Origin of the sequence: Labedella phragmitis (assembly GCF_004078635.1) — a bacterium.
Lineage (GTDB): Bacteria > Actinomycetota > Actinomycetes > Actinomycetales > Microbacteriaceae > Labedella > Labedella phragmitis.
Genome location: NZ_RZNB01000004.1, coordinates 13,562 through 30,779, shown reverse-complemented (window position 1 = coordinate 30,779; position 17,218 = coordinate 13,562). Strand labels below are relative to the sequence as shown.

General features: G+C 70.0%; 14 protein-coding genes. 11 read left to right on the top strand and 3 right to left on the bottom strand.

All coding sequences use genetic code 11. The annotated features are described in order from the left end of the window. Positions 1–54: 54 nt before the first annotated feature. Together treS and ELQ90_RS10585 are read right to left on the bottom strand one after the other, a co-directional pair. On the bottom strand, positions 55–2,373 hold the full coding sequence (gene treS, locus ELQ90_RS10590) for a maltose alpha-D-glucosyltransferase (RefSeq protein ID WP_128495262.1): 2,319 nt from the start codon (positions 2,371–2,373) through the stop codon (positions 55–57). A 121-nt stretch (positions 2,374–2,494) separates the two neighbouring features. Beyond that, positions 2,495–3,256 carry a GntR family transcriptional regulator gene (locus ELQ90_RS10585; RefSeq protein ID WP_128495261.1) on the bottom strand — a complete coding sequence of 254 codons (762 nt, stop codon included), beginning with the start codon at positions 3,254–3,256 and terminating at the stop codon, positions 2,495–2,497. A gap of 156 nt (positions 3,257–3,412) precedes the next feature. Between ELQ90_RS10585 and iolC the strand changes: the two genes are divergently transcribed. The 7 genes from iolC (at position 3,413) to ELQ90_RS10550 (ending at position 11,086) form a co-directional block, all read left to right on the top strand. After that, positions 3,413–4,375 (top strand): 5-dehydro-2-deoxygluconokinase, encoded by a 963-nt coding sequence (gene iolC, locus ELQ90_RS10580; RefSeq protein ID WP_128495260.1) that lies wholly within the window; start codon positions 3,413–3,415, stop codon positions 4,373–4,375. Then, positions 4,372–5,280, top strand: coding sequence for a class I fructose-bisphosphate aldolase (locus ELQ90_RS10575; RefSeq protein ID WP_128495259.1), 909 nt, complete (start codon positions 4,372–4,374; stop codon positions 5,278–5,280). The genes iolC and ELQ90_RS10575 overlap by 4 nt, the downstream gene beginning before the upstream one ends. A gap of 73 nt (positions 5,281–5,353) precedes the next feature. Continuing rightward, entirely contained in the window at positions 5,354–6,277 is a 924-nt protein-coding gene (iolB, locus tag ELQ90_RS10570; RefSeq protein WP_128495258.1) for a 5-deoxy-glucuronate isomerase, read from the top strand. Between the two features lie 3 nt (positions 6,278–6,280). After that, positions 6,281–8,206 (top strand): 3D-(3,5/4)-trihydroxycyclohexane-1,2-dione acylhydrolase (decyclizing), encoded by a 1,926-nt coding sequence (gene iolD, locus ELQ90_RS10565; RefSeq protein WP_208020636.1) that lies wholly within the window; start codon positions 6,281–6,283, stop codon positions 8,204–8,206. Continuing rightward, complete coding sequence (locus tag ELQ90_RS10560) at positions 8,203–9,120, top strand: sugar phosphate isomerase/epimerase family protein (protein WP_128495256.1); 918 nt, start codon at positions 8,203–8,205, stop codon at positions 9,118–9,120. The genes iolD and ELQ90_RS10560 overlap by 4 nt, the downstream gene beginning before the upstream one ends. 170 nt (positions 9,121–9,290) lie before the next feature. Beyond that, complete coding sequence (gene iolG / locus ELQ90_RS10555; RefSeq protein ID WP_128495255.1) at positions 9,291–10,301, top strand: inositol 2-dehydrogenase; 1,011 nt, start codon at positions 9,291–9,293, stop codon at positions 10,299–10,301. An 8-nt stretch (positions 10,302–10,309) separates the two neighbouring features. Further along, positions 10,310–11,086, top strand: coding sequence for a TIM barrel protein (locus ELQ90_RS10550; RefSeq protein ID WP_128495254.1), 777 nt, complete (start codon positions 10,310–10,312; stop codon positions 11,084–11,086). 47 nt (positions 11,087–11,133) lie between these two features. Here ELQ90_RS10550 and ELQ90_RS10545 read toward each other — a convergent pair whose 3' ends face one another. Continuing rightward, on the bottom strand, positions 11,134–12,318 hold the full coding sequence (locus ELQ90_RS10545; RefSeq protein WP_128495253.1) for a Gfo/Idh/MocA family protein: 1,185 nt from the start codon (positions 12,316–12,318) through the stop codon (positions 11,134–11,136). Between the two features lie 152 nt (positions 12,319–12,470). Between ELQ90_RS10545 and ELQ90_RS10540 the strand changes: the two genes are divergently transcribed. From ELQ90_RS10540 to ELQ90_RS16630, 4 genes are all read left to right on the top strand, one after another. Continuing rightward, positions 12,471–13,454 (top strand): sugar ABC transporter substrate-binding protein, encoded by a 984-nt coding sequence (locus tag ELQ90_RS10540; RefSeq protein ID WP_128495252.1) that lies wholly within the window; start codon positions 12,471–12,473, stop codon positions 13,452–13,454. A 126-nt stretch (positions 13,455–13,580) separates the two neighbouring features. Then, a complete protein-coding gene (locus ELQ90_RS10535) occupies positions 13,581–14,624 on the top strand; it encodes an ABC transporter permease (RefSeq protein WP_128495251.1) in 1,044 nt (347 codons plus the stop codon). Then, the gene (locus ELQ90_RS10530) at positions 14,621–15,526 is read left to right on the top strand and encodes an ATP-binding cassette domain-containing protein (protein ID WP_128495250.1); all 906 of its coding nucleotides are present in this window, start codon (positions 14,621–14,623) and stop codon (positions 15,524–15,526) included. Before ELQ90_RS10535 ends, ELQ90_RS10530 begins: the two co-directional genes overlap by 4 nt. Before the next feature lie 242 nt (positions 15,527–15,768). Next, on the top strand, positions 15,769–17,202 hold the full coding sequence (locus ELQ90_RS16630) for a hypothetical protein (protein ID WP_166408993.1): 1,434 nt from the start codon (positions 15,769–15,771) through the stop codon (positions 17,200–17,202). Positions 17,203–17,218: the final 16 nt, after the last annotated feature.

The following is a 17,218-nucleotide window of genomic DNA, read 5'->3' as shown; positions in this document are numbered from 1 at the left end:
CGGCGTGAGTCGTCAGGCTCTGCTCGATCCGGGGAAGCGCGCGTGAGCACGGGTCTACGGCTGGATGATGGGCATCGCCGACGTGATGATCGGGATGGCGGTCGTCGCCGTCGGCGGCTCGGGCGGGCCGGGCTCGAGCATGAGGAACGCGCGACCGTACGGCTCCAGGTGGATCGGGAAGCTGTGGAGGTCGTCCACCTTCGCGATCGTCTCGCCCGACGCGACGTCCGTGACGATCGCTCTCGGCGGGAGTGCCTCCGACAGGACCGCGCCGTCGATCGGCTCGGCCGAGAAATTGAGCACCGTGACCTGGGTGAGCGGTTCGTCCTCGCCCTCGACGTCGATCTCGTGCACCATCACGAGCATGCTCCGCTGGGCGACGTTGGGGATGTCGACCTGACGAGCTGTCGCGATGCCGTTCTCGGCCCGGATGGTGAGCATGTCGCGCAACAGGCTCGCGAACGAGTCGGGCTGCTCGAGCTGGTCGGGCAGCGTGCCGTAGAGCGAACGCGCCCGCGGCATGCCCGAGGCGGACCGCGTGGCCTCGGGAGCTGACCCGACGAGGTCGTGCGCCCCGCGCTCGATCCAGCGGGTGTCGCCGTCCGCGATCAGGTCGGCGACCTGCTCCTTCGGGATCGTGAGCGCCCCGGTGAGGTCCCACCCGGAGAGGGCGAACACGCCCGGCTGCCACGCGTTGAACGCGGCGAGGACGAGGTGCGCCTCGCGGATGTCCGGGATGTCGCTCTCGCGGATCGAGTCGAGCGTCTGGTGCCCGCGGGAGGCCGCGATGAGCGACGTCGTCGTGCACGCGATGCCGTTCTGCGTGAACACGAGGTTGTAGTCCGCGTTCTCCGTGAGCACGTACGTGAGCTCCGCACGGATCGAGTCCGCGATCGCGATCCCCGTGGTCTCCACGCCGCGGTACGTCAGGACGTCGTCGCGGTGGAGGGTCGACCAGTGCACGAGCTCGTAGGTGAGCTCGTCGTGGTTCTGCATGCCGTGGACGAGGCTCACGGGCTCGACGCCGAACTCGAGCGACGTGCGCAGCGTGAGCCGCAGGAACTCGGTGTCTCCCGTCGCGAGCGCGTGCTGGTAGGCGGGCCGGTTGATGAAGTCGTACGACAGGTCGGCGCCGACGGCACCCGTGTCCCGGATGTCGTCGACCGTGAGGTTCAACTCCTGGAACGTGAAGCCGCCGACCTTCCGCACCATGCCGGCGATGATGTGGTTCGCCGCTTGCGAGAGCGGGTGGCCCTCGGACCACGCCGGCAGACCCTCAGCGCTCTTCTCGACGCCGAGGAAGCCGTTCGCGTCGAGCCGCAGCGCGCTCGCACCGAGGTCCCCGAGCGAGTGGAGCGCGTCGCCGATGACGAGGCGCATGCCCGCGAAGGTCGGGTCGAGCCAGTTGACCGACGGCTGGCCCTCCTTGAAGTAGTGGAGGTACACCCAGCGCCGGGTGACGCCGTCGACGCCGACGACGGGAGCCGTGACGCTCCAGTTCGTCTCCTTCACGCCGGGGGAGTAGAAGATGACCCGCTGCAGCTCACCGATGATGTAGCCGCGCTCAGAGAGAGCCGCCTCGGTCGCGGGATCGAGATTGACCGAGTCGCGGTTCGGCGGAACCGTCGGCAGCAGGTCCCACTCCTCCGGAGGGATCTCGACCATGTGGTAGATGCCGGGGTAGTCCTTGAACGCCATCTCCGCGAGACGGAAGTCCGCACCCTTACCGGTGTGGCCGGGGACGATGTCGTCGATGATGCTGCCGCCGTGCTCCTCGGCGACGTCCGCCATCCGCAGGAACGTCTCCTCGTTTCCGAAGACGGGGTCGATCTGGGTGCTGATGCGGTCGAAGTGACCGTCGACGCTCGGGGTCTCCGACCAGCCGGAGATGCCGCCGGCCCGCTTGACGGGACCCGTGTGCACGCCGTTGATGCCGATCTCCTGGAAAGCGTTCCACAGCGCCGGATCCGCGAGGGCTCCGATGTAGGTCTCGTGCTCTCGCGTGATGACGGAGATCGGGTACGCCGTGAACCACACGTCGGCGATCGACACGGCGCGACGCGCGTCGGGTCGGGCGTAGGGGTGGCGCCACATGCTCGGCTGCCCGGAGAGCTGGCGACTCAGCACGTCGGCGTCCTTCAGCATCGAGTGGCGAACGAGCCACTCGACGTACGCGGGGTTCTGGCCGTTCGCCGCCCGCGGGTCGGAGAAGGACCGCCGCAGGCTGCCGCCGCGCAGGTTCGTGCGCGGGCGGAGTCGCCGGGGTCTTGCGGGGTAGAGCTGTTCGTCGTACGTGATCTCCGGTGCGTCGATCTCGGCTTCCGCCTCGATCCCGTCGCTCGGACCGGTCTCCAGCTGGACGTCATCCGACATCTCTTCGTTCACAGAACCATCCCTCGATCGTCGTCGACTATTCGATCACCTGCGATGGCCTCGTGCGAGGCCCTTGACGAGGAGCCGTCGTCTCACCGATGTCCGGTGCGCGCCGCCGTCGTCATTTCGCGACGAGAGTCGTTTCGAAGCTGTACATGTCCGGGCGGTAGCAGTGGTGCCCGAACTCGATGACCCGACCGGAGTTGTCGAAGGCCACGCGCTCGACCGTGAGCACCGGGTGGCCGCGGTCGATGCCGAGGAGTTCGCTCTCGTCGCCCTGCACGCGGCGGGCGCCGATCTTCTGCTTCGCGATGCGGATGGCGACGCCGCGAGCGCGCAACACCTGGTAGAGGCCCGTGCTCTCGAGCTGCTCCCGCGTGATGTCGGCGAACTCCGCCGGGAGGAAGTTCTCGAGCACCGCGACGGGGACGCCGTCGGTCGTGCGCTGACGCCGCAGCCGGACGACGTCGTCACCCACGGCGACTCCGAGGTGGCTCGCGAGCGACTCGTCGGCGCGGACGACCTCATGGGCGAGGATGACGGTCCCCGGCTCGTGGCCCGTGCTCTGCAGATCCTCGAAGAGACTGCTGAGCTCGACGGGACGCGTCACCCGACCCTGAACGACCTGGGTTCCGATCCCACGCCGACGGACGAGGAGTCCGCGGTCGACGAGCTCCTGGATGGCGCGACGGACGGTGGGTCGCGAGAGGCCGAGTCGGCCGGCGATCGAGATCTCGTTCTCGAGGCGTGCGCCGGGCGGGATGGCGCCCGAGTGGATGGCGGCCTCGAGCCGACTCGACACCTGGAAGTAGAGGGGGACGGGGCCGGTGCGGTCGAGATCGGCGAAGAGTTCGTCCGGCCAGTAGGTGCGATCGTCGGACACGGTCTCTCCCTCCGAGCGCGAGTGCGCAATGTGACGACAATATGACTTGGGCGAGCCGTTGTCACGTCCTCGTCGCTCGGCGGCGCTTGTGATATTGTCAGGACATGGCGCGGGATCCCGTGCCGAACGCGCCACGAGGAAGTTGTACAGCGACGTATGACCGAGAACATCACAGGACTGGACGTCCTCGCCGTCGGCCGACTGGGCGTCGACCTCTACCCGCTCCAGGACGGGGTCGGTCTCGAAGACGTCTCGACGTTCGGGAAGTACCTCGGCGGGAGCGCGGCGAACGTCGCGGTCGCCGCCGCTCGACACGGCCGCCGCTCCGGACTGATCTCGCGCGTCGGGGACGACCCGTTCGGCCGGTACCTGACGCGCGAGCTCGAGCGACTCGGCGTCGACGCGCGCCTCGTGCCCGCCGACCCCGTGCTCAAGACGCCCATCACGTTCTGCGAGATCTTCCCGCCCGACGACTTCCCGCTCTACTTCTATCGCGAGCCCAAAGCCCCCGACCTCAACATCGAGGCCGCGGACCTCGACGCAGACGCCATCCGCGACGCGCGCGTGTTCTGGTTCACAGCGACGGGCTTGAGCGCCGAGCCGACGAGGTCCACGCACGAGGCCGCGCTCGCGATCCGGGCGCGTCGCCGCATCACGGTCTTCGACCTCGACTACCGCCCGATGTTCTGGGCCTCGCCTGCGGAGGCGACCGCGCAGGTGAGTGCGGCCCTCGAGTTCGCGACCGTCGCCGTCGGCAATCGCGAGGAGTGCGAGATCGCCGTGGGGGAGACCGATCCCGATCGCGCGGCCGACGCGCTGCTCGACCGGGGCGTGGAGCTCGCGATCGTGAAGCAGGGACCGAAGGGCGTGCTCGCCAAGACGCGATCGGAGCGCGTGGAGGTGCCGCCGTTCCCCGTCGAGGTCGTGAACGGCCTCGGCGCCGGAGACGCGTTCGGCGGCGCGCTGTGCCACGGCCTCCTCTCCGAGTGGGACCTCGAGCGCATCCTGCGCTTCGCGAACGTCGCGGGGGCGATCGTCGCGTCGCGCCGCGAATGCTCGACGGCCATGCCGACCTCCGACGAGGTCGACGCGCTGCTGGTGGGAGGGGGAACGGCATGACCATCACGAGCGATCTCGGGGTCGATGAACTCGCACGCGTGCGTCGCGTCCGGGCCGAGGAGCCCGGCGCGATCCGCGCAGCCCTCGCCGGTCGGCGGCGCCGCGAGGTGGTCCGCGGCGACGGGCGGCTCTTCATCGTCGCCGCCGATCACCCGGCGCGGGGAGCGCTCGCCGTCGGCCAGGACCCCACGGCGATGGCCAATCGGGACGACCTCTTGCGCCGACTCGCGATCGCGCTCCGCCGCCCGGGCGTCGACGGCGTGCTCGGAACGCCCGACATCATCGACGACCTCGCCCTCCTCGGGCTGCTCGACGACAAGATCGTCGTCGGCTCGATGAACCGCGGCGGGCTGCGCGGCGCCCGGTTCGAGATGGACGACCGCTTCACGAGCTACGACGTCGAGACGATGGTGGAGTCGGGAGTCGACTTCGCCAAGACGCTCCTCCGCGTGAACCTCGACGACGCCGGAACCGCTGCGACACTCGAGAGCACCGCACGCGTCGTGACCGAAGCGGCCCGAGCGGGGCTCCCCATCATGCTCGAGCCCTTCATGAGCCGGTGGCACGACGGTCGCGTCGTCAACGACCTCTCGACGGACGCGGTCGTGCTCTCGATCGCGATCGCGGCGGGACTCGGTGCGAGCAGCGCGTCGACGTGGATGAAGCTCCCGGTCGTCGACGACATGGAGAGGGTCATGGCGGCGACGACGCTCCCGACGCTCCTGCTCGGGGGCGACTCCGGAGCCGATCCGGACGACACGTTCGCGTCCTGGCAGGAGGCGCTCGCGCTCCCCGGGGTCCGCGGGCTGACGGTGGGACGCACGCTGCTCTACCCGCCGGACGGCGACGTCGTCGCGGCCGTCGACATCGCGGCCGGACTCGTCCACGCCGGGTCGGCGTCCTGACGCGGTGGCAGGGCACGATGGAACCGAGCAGCGGCGCTCGCCGTGGAACGAGGGATCGATTGTGAACACCGGTGTGAACACTGCAGAACCGCGCTGGTTCCGGCGCCGAGGCGAGCTCGCTCGCGACGGGTGGGAGAGCGTCGTCGACGCATCGCTCCCGGGCTGGCAGCACACGGGCCTCCGGATCGCCGAGCTCGCGCCGGGCGAGAGGCTCGCGCTGCCAGCGGCGGGCGAGGAGCGGCTCGTCGTTCCCCTCTCGGGCTCCGTCGACGTCGCGGTCGATGACGGAGACGCTCGAGACATCGTGTCGCTCGCGGGACGGGCCTCCGTGTTCTCCGGGCCGAGCGACGTGCTCTACGTCTCGTCCACCGCGGGCGTCGAGATCGCGGCGACGGGGGATGGGACCGTCCGTGTCGCGGTCGCCTCGTCGCCGACGACGGACGTGCTGCCGACGCGTCGCATCGGCGCCGAGGAGACCCCCGTGGAATTGCGGGGCGGGGGAGCGGCGAGCCGACAGGTGCACAACTTCGGCACCCCCGACGCCCTCGACGCCGCCCGCTTCATCGTCTGCGAGGTCATCACGCCCGCGGGCAACTGGTCGTCGTACCCTCCCCACAAGCACGACGAACACGTCGAGGGGACCGAGTCCCGACTGGAGGAGATCTACTACTTCGAGTCGGCACCGACGGCGGACGCCGCGACAGATGTGGACGCCGACGCGGCGTTCGGCGTCTTCAGCACCTACTCCTCACCGGCCGGCGACATCGACATCAACGCGATGGTGCGAACGGGTGACATCGCGCTCGTACCGTTCGGGTATCACGGACCCGCCGTCGCCGCCCCCGGCTACGACCTCTACTACCTCAACGTCATGGCCGGCCCGGACGCGGAACGCGCGTGGCGCATCACCGACGACCCCCGGCACGCCTGGGTGAGGAACGACTGGGCCGCACAGGGCGTCGACGCGCGGCTGCCCTACCCGACGGAAGGAACGTAACTGATGGCGACGAGACGGATGACGGTCAGCCAGGCGCTCGTGGAGTTCCTGGCGCACCAGTGGACGGTCGACGGCGACCACCGCGAGCGCACGATCCCGGGCATCTTCGGCATCTTCGGGCACGGCAACGTCGCGGGCATCGGGCAGGCGCTCGCGCAACTCGACGCCGAAGGGTCGCGGGCGATGCCGTATCTGCAGGCCCGCAACGAGCAGGCGATGGTGCACCAGGCGGTGGGCTTCGCGCGCATGCGACGCCGTCGGGCGACGTACGCGTCCGCGGCGTCGGTCGGACCCGGCGCGACGAACATGCTCACGGGAGCGGCGCTCGCGACGACCAACCGGCTGCCGGCGCTCCTGCTGCCGAGCGACACGTTCGCGACGCGCGTCGCCGACCCCGTGCTGCAGCAGCTTGAGCAGCCGTGGGACATCGGTCTCACCGTCAATGACGCCTTCCGGCCGCTCTCGCGCTTCTTCGATCGCGTCCAGCGCCCCGAGCAGCTCTACTCGATCGCCCTCTCCGCGATGCGGGTGCTCCTCGACCCCGCCGAGACCGGAGCCGTCACGATCGCCCTCCCCGAGGACGTGCAGGCTGAGGCCCTCGACGTGCCGGAGGAGTTCCTCGCCGATCGCGACTGGCACGTCCGGCGTCCGCTCCCGGAGCGCGGCGCGCTCGAGCGTGCGGTCGCCGCGATCCGGTCGGCGGAGCGTCCGTTCATCGTCGCTGGCGGTGGAGTGCTCTACTCGAGCGCGGAGGACGCGTTGCGGGCCTTCGTCGAGCAGACGGGCGTCCCCGTCGGCACGACCCAGGCGGGCGGCGGCGTCCTCGACTGGGACCACCCGCAGTACCTCGGCGGGGTCGGCGCGACGGGATCGACCGCGAGCAACCGGCTCGCGGCGGAGGCCGACGTCGTGATCGGCATCGGCACGCGCTACAGCGACTTCACGACGGCGTCGCGGACGGCCTTCCAGAATCCGCGCGTGCGCTTCGTGAACATCAACGTCGCCGCCTTCGACGCTTACAAGCACGGCACGCAATCGCCCGTCATCGCGGACGCACGCGAGGCGCTCGTCGCTCTGACGGCCGAGCTCGACCGCTTCCAGGTCTCGACCGGCTACGCCGAGCGGATCCGCCAGGAGAAGGCGGAGTGGGATTCGACGGTCGACGAGGCGCTCGCGCCGTCCGGTCGCGATCTCCCCGGTCAGGCGGAGATCATCGGCGCCGTCCAGGCGGCGACCGATCCTGCCGATGTCGTCGTCCAAGCCGCGGGCTCCCTGCCGGGCGATCTCCACAAGCTCTGGCGCGTGCGCGACCCGCTCGGCTACCACGTCGAGTACGCCTACTCGACGATGGGGTACGAGATCCCGGGCGGACTCGGCGCGAAGCGCGCCTTCGACGCGGCGGGGGACGACCGCGACGTCATCGTCATGATCGGCGACGGCTCGTACCTCATGATGCACTCGGAGCTCGTGACGGCCGTGGCCGAAGGGATCAAGATCATCGTCGTCCTCATCCAGAACCACGGCTTCGCGAGCATCGGCCATCTCTCCGAGACCGTCGGCTCCGATCGTTTCGGCACGAAGTACCGCGCGCTCGACCCCGAGCGGCGGAACTTCCAGGGCGAGCAACGACTGCCGATCGACCTCGCGATGAACGCGCGCAGCTACGGACTCGACGTCGTCGAGATCTCCCCCGGTGCCGATGCGATCGCACGGCTCGGTGAGGCGGTCGCCGAGGCGAAGCGCTCGGATCGGTCGACCGTCATCCACGTCGAGAGCGACCCGCTCCTCTACGGACCCGACGGCGAGGGCTGGTGGGACGTGCCCGTCGCCGAGGAGTCGACGCTCGAGTCGACGCGTCGGGCGCGCGCCGAGTACGAGCAGCAGCGCACGGCGCAGCGTCCGCTCCTCGGCGGGGAGGAGACCCGATGAGGGCGTCCGTCGCGGGAGCGCCTGTGAGCTTCGGCGTCTTCGAATTGACGCCGGAGGGCGCGGAGACCGTCGCTCCCGACGCCATGCTCGAGATCCTCGCCGACGCGGGTTACCGCGGTGTCGACCTCGGCCCGCTCGGGTACCTCGGTGAGGGCGCCGAGGTGCGTCGCCGACTCGAGCGGTTCGACCTCGAACTCGCGGGCGGCTGGGTCCAGTTGCCGTTCAGCGACGACGAGGCGTTCGCCGCGGCCCTGCCGTCGCTCGACGCCGCGTTGCGCGTCTTCTCGGATGCCTCGGAGGCATCCCCATCACGGCTGCCGCTGCCGACGCTCGCCGACGACGGGTCCGCGGTGCGGCGCTCCGCTCCCGGTCGCGGCGCGGCCCTGGACCCCCTCGACGACGGCGGGTGGGGCCGACTCCTCCGCAACACGGAGCGCGCCGCCGAGCGTGTGCGCGCCGCCGGCTTCGAGCCGACGTTCCACCACCACGCCGGCACCTTCGTCGAGTCGCCCGAGGAGATCGACCGGTTCCTCGAGAACGTCGACGTCTCGCTCACGCTCGACACCGGACACCTGTTCATCGCGGGCGGCGATCCGCTCGCGGCCGTGACACGGTGGGGCGAGCGCATCAACCACCTCCACCTGAAGGACGTCGACCTCGGCGAATTGCGACGCGTCCTCGCGGCGGGCGGCGGCATGCGTGAGGTGTGGTCGTCCGGATCGTTCGTCGCCTTCGGTCGGGGAGACATCGACCTCGTCGCCGTCATGACGGCCGTCGACGCGAGCGGCTTCGACGGTTGGGTCGTCGTCGAGCAGGACGTGCTCAACGGGCCGGACGTCGCGATCACCGACTTCCAATCGCAGCGCGCCGACGACCAGCGCCGCAACAGGGACGTCCTGACCGCCTGGGTCTGACCGGGATCCCGGGTCGTCCCGTCCGGGGAACCCGCCACAGCAGCACTCCGCCACAGCAGCACTCCGCCACAGCAGCACTCCGCCACAGCAGCACTCCGCCACAGCAACACTCCGCCACAGCCATCACACCGTCAGCAGCCATCACCTCGTCGGAGAAGACAGGACTCAACGTGACCACTCAGCCCCTCCGCTTCGGACTCATCGGCACGGGACGCATCGGACAGGTGCACGCCGCGAGCATCGCCGCCGACCCCGATACGACCCTCGCGTGGGTCTGTGATCCGTTCGTGGACGGTGCACGCGCCGTCTCGGAGCGCTTCGGCGGGACGGTGACGGACGACGCCGGCGAGGTGTTCGCCTCCGGTGACGTCGACGCCGTGCTCATCGCCTCGCCGACCGCGACCCACGTCGACCTCATCGCCGCCGCGATCGACGCCGGCGTCCCCGCCCTGTGCGAGAAGCCGATCGACCTCGACATCGCGAGGGTCGACGCGCTGCTCCCCGCGGTCCGGTCGTCGGGGGTACCCGTCGCGCTCGGCTTCAACCGCCGCTTCGACCCGGCGTTCGCGAGCGTCCGCGCCCGCGTCGCCGCCGGCGAGATCGGCGAGCTCGAGCACCTCTCGATCGTGAGCCGCGATCCCGCGGCGCCGCCCGCCGCCTACATCGCCGTGTCGGGCGGGATCTTCCGCGACATGACGATCCACGACTTCGACATGGCGCGGTTCTTCCTTCCCGACATCGTGGAGGTCTCGGCCGTCGGTACGACCGTCTTCGACGCGGGAGCGCGCGAGCACGGCGACTTCGACACCGCCGTCACGACCTTGCGGGCCGCCTCCGGGGCGATCGCCTCGATCGTGAACTCGCGGCACAGCGCGATCGGCTACGACCAGCGCCTCGAGGCGTTCGGTCCGGACGGCGTCCTGCAGGTCGCGAACGCGCCGACGAGCCTCGTGAGCCTCTCCACGGCGACGGTCGTCGAGGGCCGCCCGCCGTACCAGAACTTCTTCCTGGAACGGTACGCCGAGGCGTACGCGGCCGAGCTCCGCGAGTTCGTCCGACTGGTGAGGGGCGAGCCGTCCACGAGCCCGACGTTCGAGGACGGCCGCGCTGCGCTCCTGCTCGCGGACGCGGCGCAGCGTTCGGCGACCGAGCACGTCGCCGTGACCGTGGACCTGAGCTGACCGCGATCATGACGTACCGGCTCGCGGCGTCCGCCGAGATGCTCTACCGAGACCTCCCGTTCGTCGAGCGCGTCGCTCGACTCCACGACGGCGGATTCGCGGTGGAGATCTGGGACTGGTCCTCCAAGGATCTCCCCGCGCTCGCTGCGACGGGAGCGACCTTCTCCTCCATGACGGGATACCTGCACGGCGACCTCACGACGGTCGACGGGATCGCCGCGCTCCTCGCGACGGCGGAGGAGTCGTTACGCGCCGCGGAGTTCATCGATTCCCCGCGGCTCAACCTCCACGGGACGGGACTCGATCCCGACGGGCTCCCGGTGCGTCCGCGCGGCGTCGTGGACGGCGACGACTGGTTGCGCGCCCGCGACACCCTCGCTCGGCTCGCGGAGCTCGGGCGGCGTGCCGGCCGCGTCTTCACCCTCGAGAACCTCAACACCGCAGTCGACCACCCCGGGACGCCTTTCGCGCGGGCCGCCGACACGCTCGCGCTCGTCCGCTCGGTCGATGATCAGGGGCTCCGGCTCAACCTCGACCTCTACCACGCGCAGATCGGGGAGGGGAACCTCATCGAACTCGTCCGCGAGGCGCTTCCGTGGGTCGGGGAGATCCAGGTCGCCGACGTGCCCGGCCGCTGCGAGCCCGGCACGGGTGAGATCCGCTACGAGGCCGTGGCTCGCGAGCTGCGGGCGCTCGGATACGACGGCGTCGTGGGGCTCGAGGCGTGGGCGAGCGGCGACGACGATGCCGCTCTCGAGGCGTTCCGGGCGGCGTTCACGGCGTAGCCGAATGCTGGACTGATCATGGGCCGACCGTCCCGTCGTGCCCGCGGTCATTCTCCTGTCGTCGTCGGTCCGTCGACCGCCGCGACGGGCTGCCACGTCCCATCCTCCGCGCTCCGCAGCGCGGCCGTGACGATCTCGGCGGCCGACCAGGCGTCCGACGCGGAGGGAGCGAGCTGCCGCCCCTCCACGACCGAGCGCAGGAAGAGCTGCGCCTCGATCGTCTTGAGGTCGTCGAAGCCCATGCTCGTGCCCTGACCGGGCTGGAAGCGCGAGAACTCGCCGAATCCCGGACCGGCCATGACGGTGCGATACCCGTCCCGCGAATCCGCGATCTGCAACTCGTTGAATCGCTGGAAGTCCCACCGCAGCGAGCCGAGCGTTCCGTAGATTTCGAGCGCGTACTCGGCGTGCGGACCCACGGCGACACGGCTCGAGTCCATGACACCGACGGCTCCGGACGCGAAGCGCACGAGCAGGGCCGCGTAGTCCTCGTTCTCGACCGTGCCGGTCGGGCCCGACTCGGAGCCGAGCGAGAAGTGGCCGGCGGACGACGACGCCGGGAGCGGCCGTTCACGAATGAAGCGTTCCGTCATGGCCGTGACCTCCTCGATGCGCCCGACCGTGTATTGCGCGAGGTCGGCGCCGTGCGAGAGGAGATCACCGAGGACCCCCGAACCGGCGAGTCCGGTCTGGAACCTCCACGTGAGCGCGCCGCGCGGGTCCGCGGAGTAGTCGGCGAGCAGGGAGACGCGCACGTTCGTGATCCGGCCGAGCGCGCCGCTCCGCACGAGCTCGCGGGCACGGGCGACGGCGGGCGCGTGACGGTAGTTGAAGCCGACGGAGGTCACGATCCCCGCCGCCGTGGCCGCTCGGGCGATGTCGGCCGATTCGGCAGAGCCCCGCCCCATGGGCTTCTCGATCCAGAACGGCTTGCCAGCGGCTGCTGCCGCGACGGCGACCTCGCGGTGCAGAAAGTTCGGGGTGCAGATCGACACGACGTCCACGTCCGGGTCCGCGATGACGTCGTGCCAGTCGTCCGTCGTCCGCTCGAAGCCGAGCGCGTCCGCCGCGTAGGTCCTCGCGTCCTCGCTCACATCGGCGGCCGATACGAGCCGGGCGACGGCGGGGGCGTCCGGATAGTGAACGCGGACGGCACCGTAGGCGCGCGCGTGCACGCGCCCCATCCACCCGACCGAGACGAGACCGACCCCGATGTGCTGCTTCGTTGGCATGACGTGCCCTTCCTCGACGCTGAGTGAGCATCAATATACATGGATGACAGAATGTATTGACATTTGGGGTGTCGTAGCGGAAACTCGACTCGACACCGACGTCACCCCGGACGACTCGACGACGAGACGATCCGCACCGAAGGGAACCCTCAATGACGAAGAAACTCCTCGTGGGGCTGGGAATCGCCACCACTGCGGCTCTTCTCCTCAGCGCCTGCTCCGGAACCGGACAGGAGCCCCAGGCAAGCTCCGGCGGCGGCTCAGAATCCGCCTCCCTCGACCTCACCTACGCCGTCGTCACCCACTCGGGACCCGGCGACGCCTTCTGGGACCGCGTCAAGTCCGGCGCCGAGCGGGCCGGATCCGACTACGGCGTGACCGTCACGTACAACGCCGACCCGGACCCCGCGAAGCAGTCGCAGCTCATCGACAACGCCGTCGCGCAAGACGTCGACGGCATCGTCGTCTCGATGGCGAACCCGGACGGTCTCCAGTCGAGCATCGAGAAGGCCGTCGCCGCCGGCGTCCCCGTCGTCACGATCAACTCCGGCATCGAACGCTCCGCCGAGTTCGGCGCACTCACCCACATCGGCCAGAGCGAGACCGTCGCAGGCGAGGCCGTCGGAGACCGGTTGAGCGAGGAGGGGCTCACGAACGTCCTGTGCGTCATCCAGGAGGCCGGCAACGTCGGACTCGAGGAGCGCTGCGGATCGGCCGCATCGACGTTCACGGGCTCCATGGAGAACCTGCAGGTCGACGGCACGAACGACGCCGAGGTCAAGGCGACCATCAAGTCGAAACTCCAGGCCGACTCGTCCATCGACGGCATCCTGACCCTCGGGGGCCAGTACGCGATCGACGCCGTCGGGGCCGTCGACGAGGCGGGCAGCGAGGCGACAGTCGCGACCTTCGATCTCTCGGAGGACGTCGTCTCGAACATCGAGGACGGTGCGATCCTGTTCGCGGTCGACCAGCAGCCGTACGTGCAGGGCTTCCTCGGCGTCACCGCCCTCTACCTCGACTCCGTCAACGGCAACCAGATCGGCGGCGGCCAGCCCGTCTACTCCGGTCCGGCCTTCGTGACCGAGGAGAACGCGGCGGAGGTGGCCGAGTACGCCGCCAACGGCACCCGCTAGCCCGACCGACGCGAGACGGTGGGGCGGCGCGTCCGCCCCACCGTCGCAACGAAAGGACGCAACGATGACGATGCTCACCCGGGTGACGACGCCCACCCGCACGAGACGGAACGGACGGGCGGAACGATGACGACGACCGACATCGTGACCGTCGGGAACCGGCCGCGGCTCGAAAGCCGCCCGCTTCGCAAGATCCTCGCCCGTCCCGAGATCGGCGCCCTCGTCGCCGCCCTCGCCGTCATGCTCTTCTTCTCCGTCTACACGTCGAACTTCATGACGCTCTCGGGCGCCGGCGTGTGGCTCGAGTCCGCGTCGACCTTCGGCATCATGGCCGTCGCCGTCGCACTGCTCATGATCGGCGGGGAGTTCGACCTCTCCGCGGGCGTCATGACGGGGTTCACGGCCCTCATCGTCGGGGTCCTCACGAGCCACTACGGCCTCAACATCTGGGTCGCGGTCCTCGTGTCGCTCGTCGCGGCCCTCGCGGTCGGGGCGCTCAACGGGTTCCTCGTCATGCGGACGGGGCTTCCGAGCTTCATCGTCACCCTCGGCACGTTCTTCGTCCTCGCCGGCATCGACCTCGCGGTCACGAAGCTCATCACCGGCCAGGTCGCGATCCAGGGTATGACGAACGTGCCCTTCTACGACTCGGTGCAGCCGCTCTTCGGCTCGTCGATCCAGATCGGGGGAGGCACGTTCTACGTCTCCGTGCTGTGGTGGTTCCTCGCGACGATCCTCGCGACGTGGGTGCTCCTGCGCACGCGGGCGGGCAACTGGATCTTCGCCGTCGGCGGGCAGCTCAACTCGTCGCGCCAGGTGGGCGTGCCGGTCCTCAAGACGAAGGTCGGTCTTTTCATGACGACCGCCGGCGCCGCGTGGCTCGTCGGGATGATCTCGCTCTTCCGCACCTCGACCGTTCAGGCCAACACCGGTGTGGGGCAGGAGTTCATCTACATCATCTGCGCCGTCGTCGGCGGCTGCCTCCTCACGGGCGGCTTCGGCTCCGCGATCGGCGCGGCCCTCGGGGCCCTCATCTACGGCATGGTCTTCCAGGGCATCACCTTCGCCCAGTGGGACACGAACTGGCTGCGCACGTTCCTCGGCGCGATGCTCCTGCTCGCGGTCTTCCTCAACCACTTCGTTCGAACCAGGGCAGGAGGCGCCCGATGAGCGCGACGACCCCAGCACCGGCCGTGCAGCGATCGGCGGCGCCCGTCGTCGAGGTGCGCGACATCGGGAAGAGCTACGGTCCCGTGAACGCCCTCTCGGGTGTCTCGACGACGGTCAACGCCGGAGAGGTCACGTGCGTCCTCGGCGACAACGGCGCCGGCAAGTCCACCTTCATCAAGATCCTCGCGGGCGTGCACACGCCGAGCGAGGGGGAACTCCTGCTCGACGGCGAGCCCGTGCGTTTCTCGTCGCCGCGTGCCGCTCTCGACGCTGGTATCGCGACCGTCTACCAGGACCTCGCGGTCGTGCCGCTCATGCCCGTCTGGCGGAACTTCTTCCTCGGCTCCGAGTTGACGCGCGGCGTCGGCCCGTTCCGCAGCCTCGACGTGAAGGAGATGAAGCGCATCACCTACACGGAGCTCGACAACATGGGCATCGACCTCCGCGACGTCGACCAGCCGATCGGCACGCTTTCGGGCGGCGAGCGGCAGTGCGTCGCGATCGCCCGCGCCGTGTACTTCGGCGCGCGCGTGCTCATCCTGGACGAGCCGACGGCGGCGCTCGGCGTCAAGCAGTCGGGCGTCGTGCTCAAGTACATCGCGCGGTCGCGGGACCGGGGGCTCGGCGTCGTGTTCATCACCCACAACCCGCACCACGCCTACCCCGTCGGCGACCGATTCCTGCTCCTGAATCGCGGGACGAGCCTCGGCAACTTCGAGAAGAGCGAGATCACCCTCGGCCAGCTCACGAGCCTCATGGCCGGCGGCGCGGAACTCGACTCCCTCGCCCACGAGCTCGAGCGGGAGATGGGGCGCGACTCGTCGCTCGTGCAGCAGCTCGAATCCGAGGCCGAGCGTCTTCCCGACGTGGTGGGGGAGGCGGGGACGCGCGCTCGCGAGTGACGGTCTTCCGGCCCTCGCGCCGGAACCGTGGGCCGTCGGCTCCTCGCTCCCGACGTGCTCCGCTCGGAGGTGCTCTTGATCCTCCATCGCGACGTCCGCGAGGGGCGGCGGGACGAGAGCGCGTGAAGTCCTCGTTGCAAAGGTAAGGCTGTCCTCAGTAAGTTAAGCCTTACCTAACCGTCTCGAATCGACCGGCGCAGCCGCGTCCTCTCGAGGGGGTCCCGCTATCGAAAGGACAACCCGTGGATTCAGCAGTACCGCGCCGGAGCGGTTCAGCCGCCCGTCGTACCGCCGCGATCGTCGCCGCAACGGCGCTCTCGCTCGGCGCCGCTCTCGGCACGACGACGGCGGCGAACGCGGCTCCGCCGGCCGGGCAGATCACCGACGCCTCGTTCACGTGGGGTCTCAGCGGCGAAGCCGGCGGCGGTGCCTTCTTCGGCGGCTGCAACTTCCTGAGCGCCGGAACCGCCGGGAACACCGGCAGCTCACGGCTGTGGACGGAGGCCGACGGGTTCTACTCGACCTCCGACGGTGACGTGACGATCGTGAAGCCGAACGCAGCGGGAGAGCTCGTCCAGCCCACGTGGACCACGAAGTGCGAGACGCCGCAAGGGACGCCCGTCTCGGCGGGCTCGACGACCTCGCTGTCGAAGAACGCCGTCGTGTTCGACGGCGGCGAGGGCGCGGTCGCGGCCGACGGCTCGACGGAGATCGCTTGGACCGGGTCCTTCACGGTCGCCTTCTACGGCGGCCTGACCTACTGGACCGCGACCGACCCCGTCCTCTCGCTCGACGCTGCCGGCAACGGGCAGCTCACTGCGACCGCATCGGGTTACGGCGCGAGCATGGAGGACATGACGCAGTGGGTTCCGGTCTCGGGGCGCGAGATCGTGCTCGCCGACATCACGGGAGCCGCCGCCGACGAGGACGGCTTCACCGTCACCCCCGACTACCTGGGGAGGACCGTGACGACGGCGGGCACGCCGCAGACCACGACGGGCGCCACGTGGGGATCCTTCCCGCAGAGCTTCGTCGACTTCCAGCAGCTCACGGGTCAGAGCAGCTACTGGTACAGCTCCGGCGGCTCGCGTGACGCGGCGAAGCCCACGACGCCGCTCGCGGTCTCGTACTCGCTCGCGAACGACCCCGGAACTGACCCGGGCACGAACCCGGGCGGGGAGGAGCCCGGCGAGGGTGAACAGGACATCGACGTGACGGTGCCCGCGGCGCCCGAGCCCGAGACCGGCAGCTTCGGCTGGGCCTTCACCTCGGCCGACGCCGTGAGCCTCGGCACCGCCGTCCAGGTCGGCAGCACCTTCACGGCCGACGGCGCACTCAACACCATCGCCGTGACCGACACGCGGTCGGGCGGCGCCGGCGCGTACTCGTGGAGCATCTCCGGCAGCGTGTCGGAGTTCAGCTCCGGAACCGCCGACTTCTCGGCCGGTTACCTGGGCTGGAGCCCGAGCGTCTCGTCGGCGGGTGCCGGCGTGACCGCGGGTGCCCCGGTACCCTCGACGCTCTCGGGCGGCGCGGGTCTCGGTTCGTCGGCGACCCTCGCATCGAGCACGACGGCCGCGAGCGCGAACATCGACGCGGGTCTCGAGCTCGTCATCCCGAGCGACACCCCGGCCGGCGACTACGCCGCGACCCTCACGGTGACCGCGCTCGGCTGATCCGACTCCATCTCGA

Excerpts from the sequence above, each read along its gene's own strand:
- ELQ90_RS10530 (WP_128495250.1), top strand. The coding sequence starts at position 14,621 with ATGAGCGCGACGACCCCAGCACCGGCCGTGCAGCGATCGGCGGCGCCC.
- ELQ90_RS10560 (WP_128495256.1), top strand. The coding sequence starts at position 8,203 with ATGAGGGCGTCCGTCGCGGGAGCGCCTGTGAGCTTCGGCGTCTTCGAA.
- treS (WP_128495262.1), bottom strand. The coding sequence starts at position 2,373 with ATGTCGGATGACGTCCAGCTGGAGACCGGTCCGAGCGACGGGATCGAG.
- iolD (WP_208020636.1), top strand. The coding sequence starts at position 6,281 with ATGGCGACGAGACGGATGACGGTCAGCCAGGCGCTCGTGGAGTTCCTG.
- iolC (WP_128495260.1), top strand. The coding sequence starts at position 3,413 with ATGACCGAGAACATCACAGGACTGGACGTCCTCGCCGTCGGCCGACTG.
- ELQ90_RS10575 (WP_128495259.1), top strand. The coding sequence starts at position 4,372 with ATGACCATCACGAGCGATCTCGGGGTCGATGAACTCGCACGCGTGCGT.
- ELQ90_RS10545 (WP_128495253.1), bottom strand. The coding sequence starts at position 12,318 with ATGCCAACGAAGCAGCACATCGGGGTCGGTCTCGTCTCGGTCGGGTGG.
- ELQ90_RS10550 (WP_128495254.1), top strand. The coding sequence starts at position 10,310 with ATGACGTACCGGCTCGCGGCGTCCGCCGAGATGCTCTACCGAGACCTC.
- ELQ90_RS10535 (WP_128495251.1), top strand. The coding sequence starts at position 13,581 with ATGACGACGACCGACATCGTGACCGTCGGGAACCGGCCGCGGCTCGAA.
- ELQ90_RS10540 (WP_128495252.1), top strand. The coding sequence starts at position 12,471 with ATGACGAAGAAACTCCTCGTGGGGCTGGGAATCGCCACCACTGCGGCT.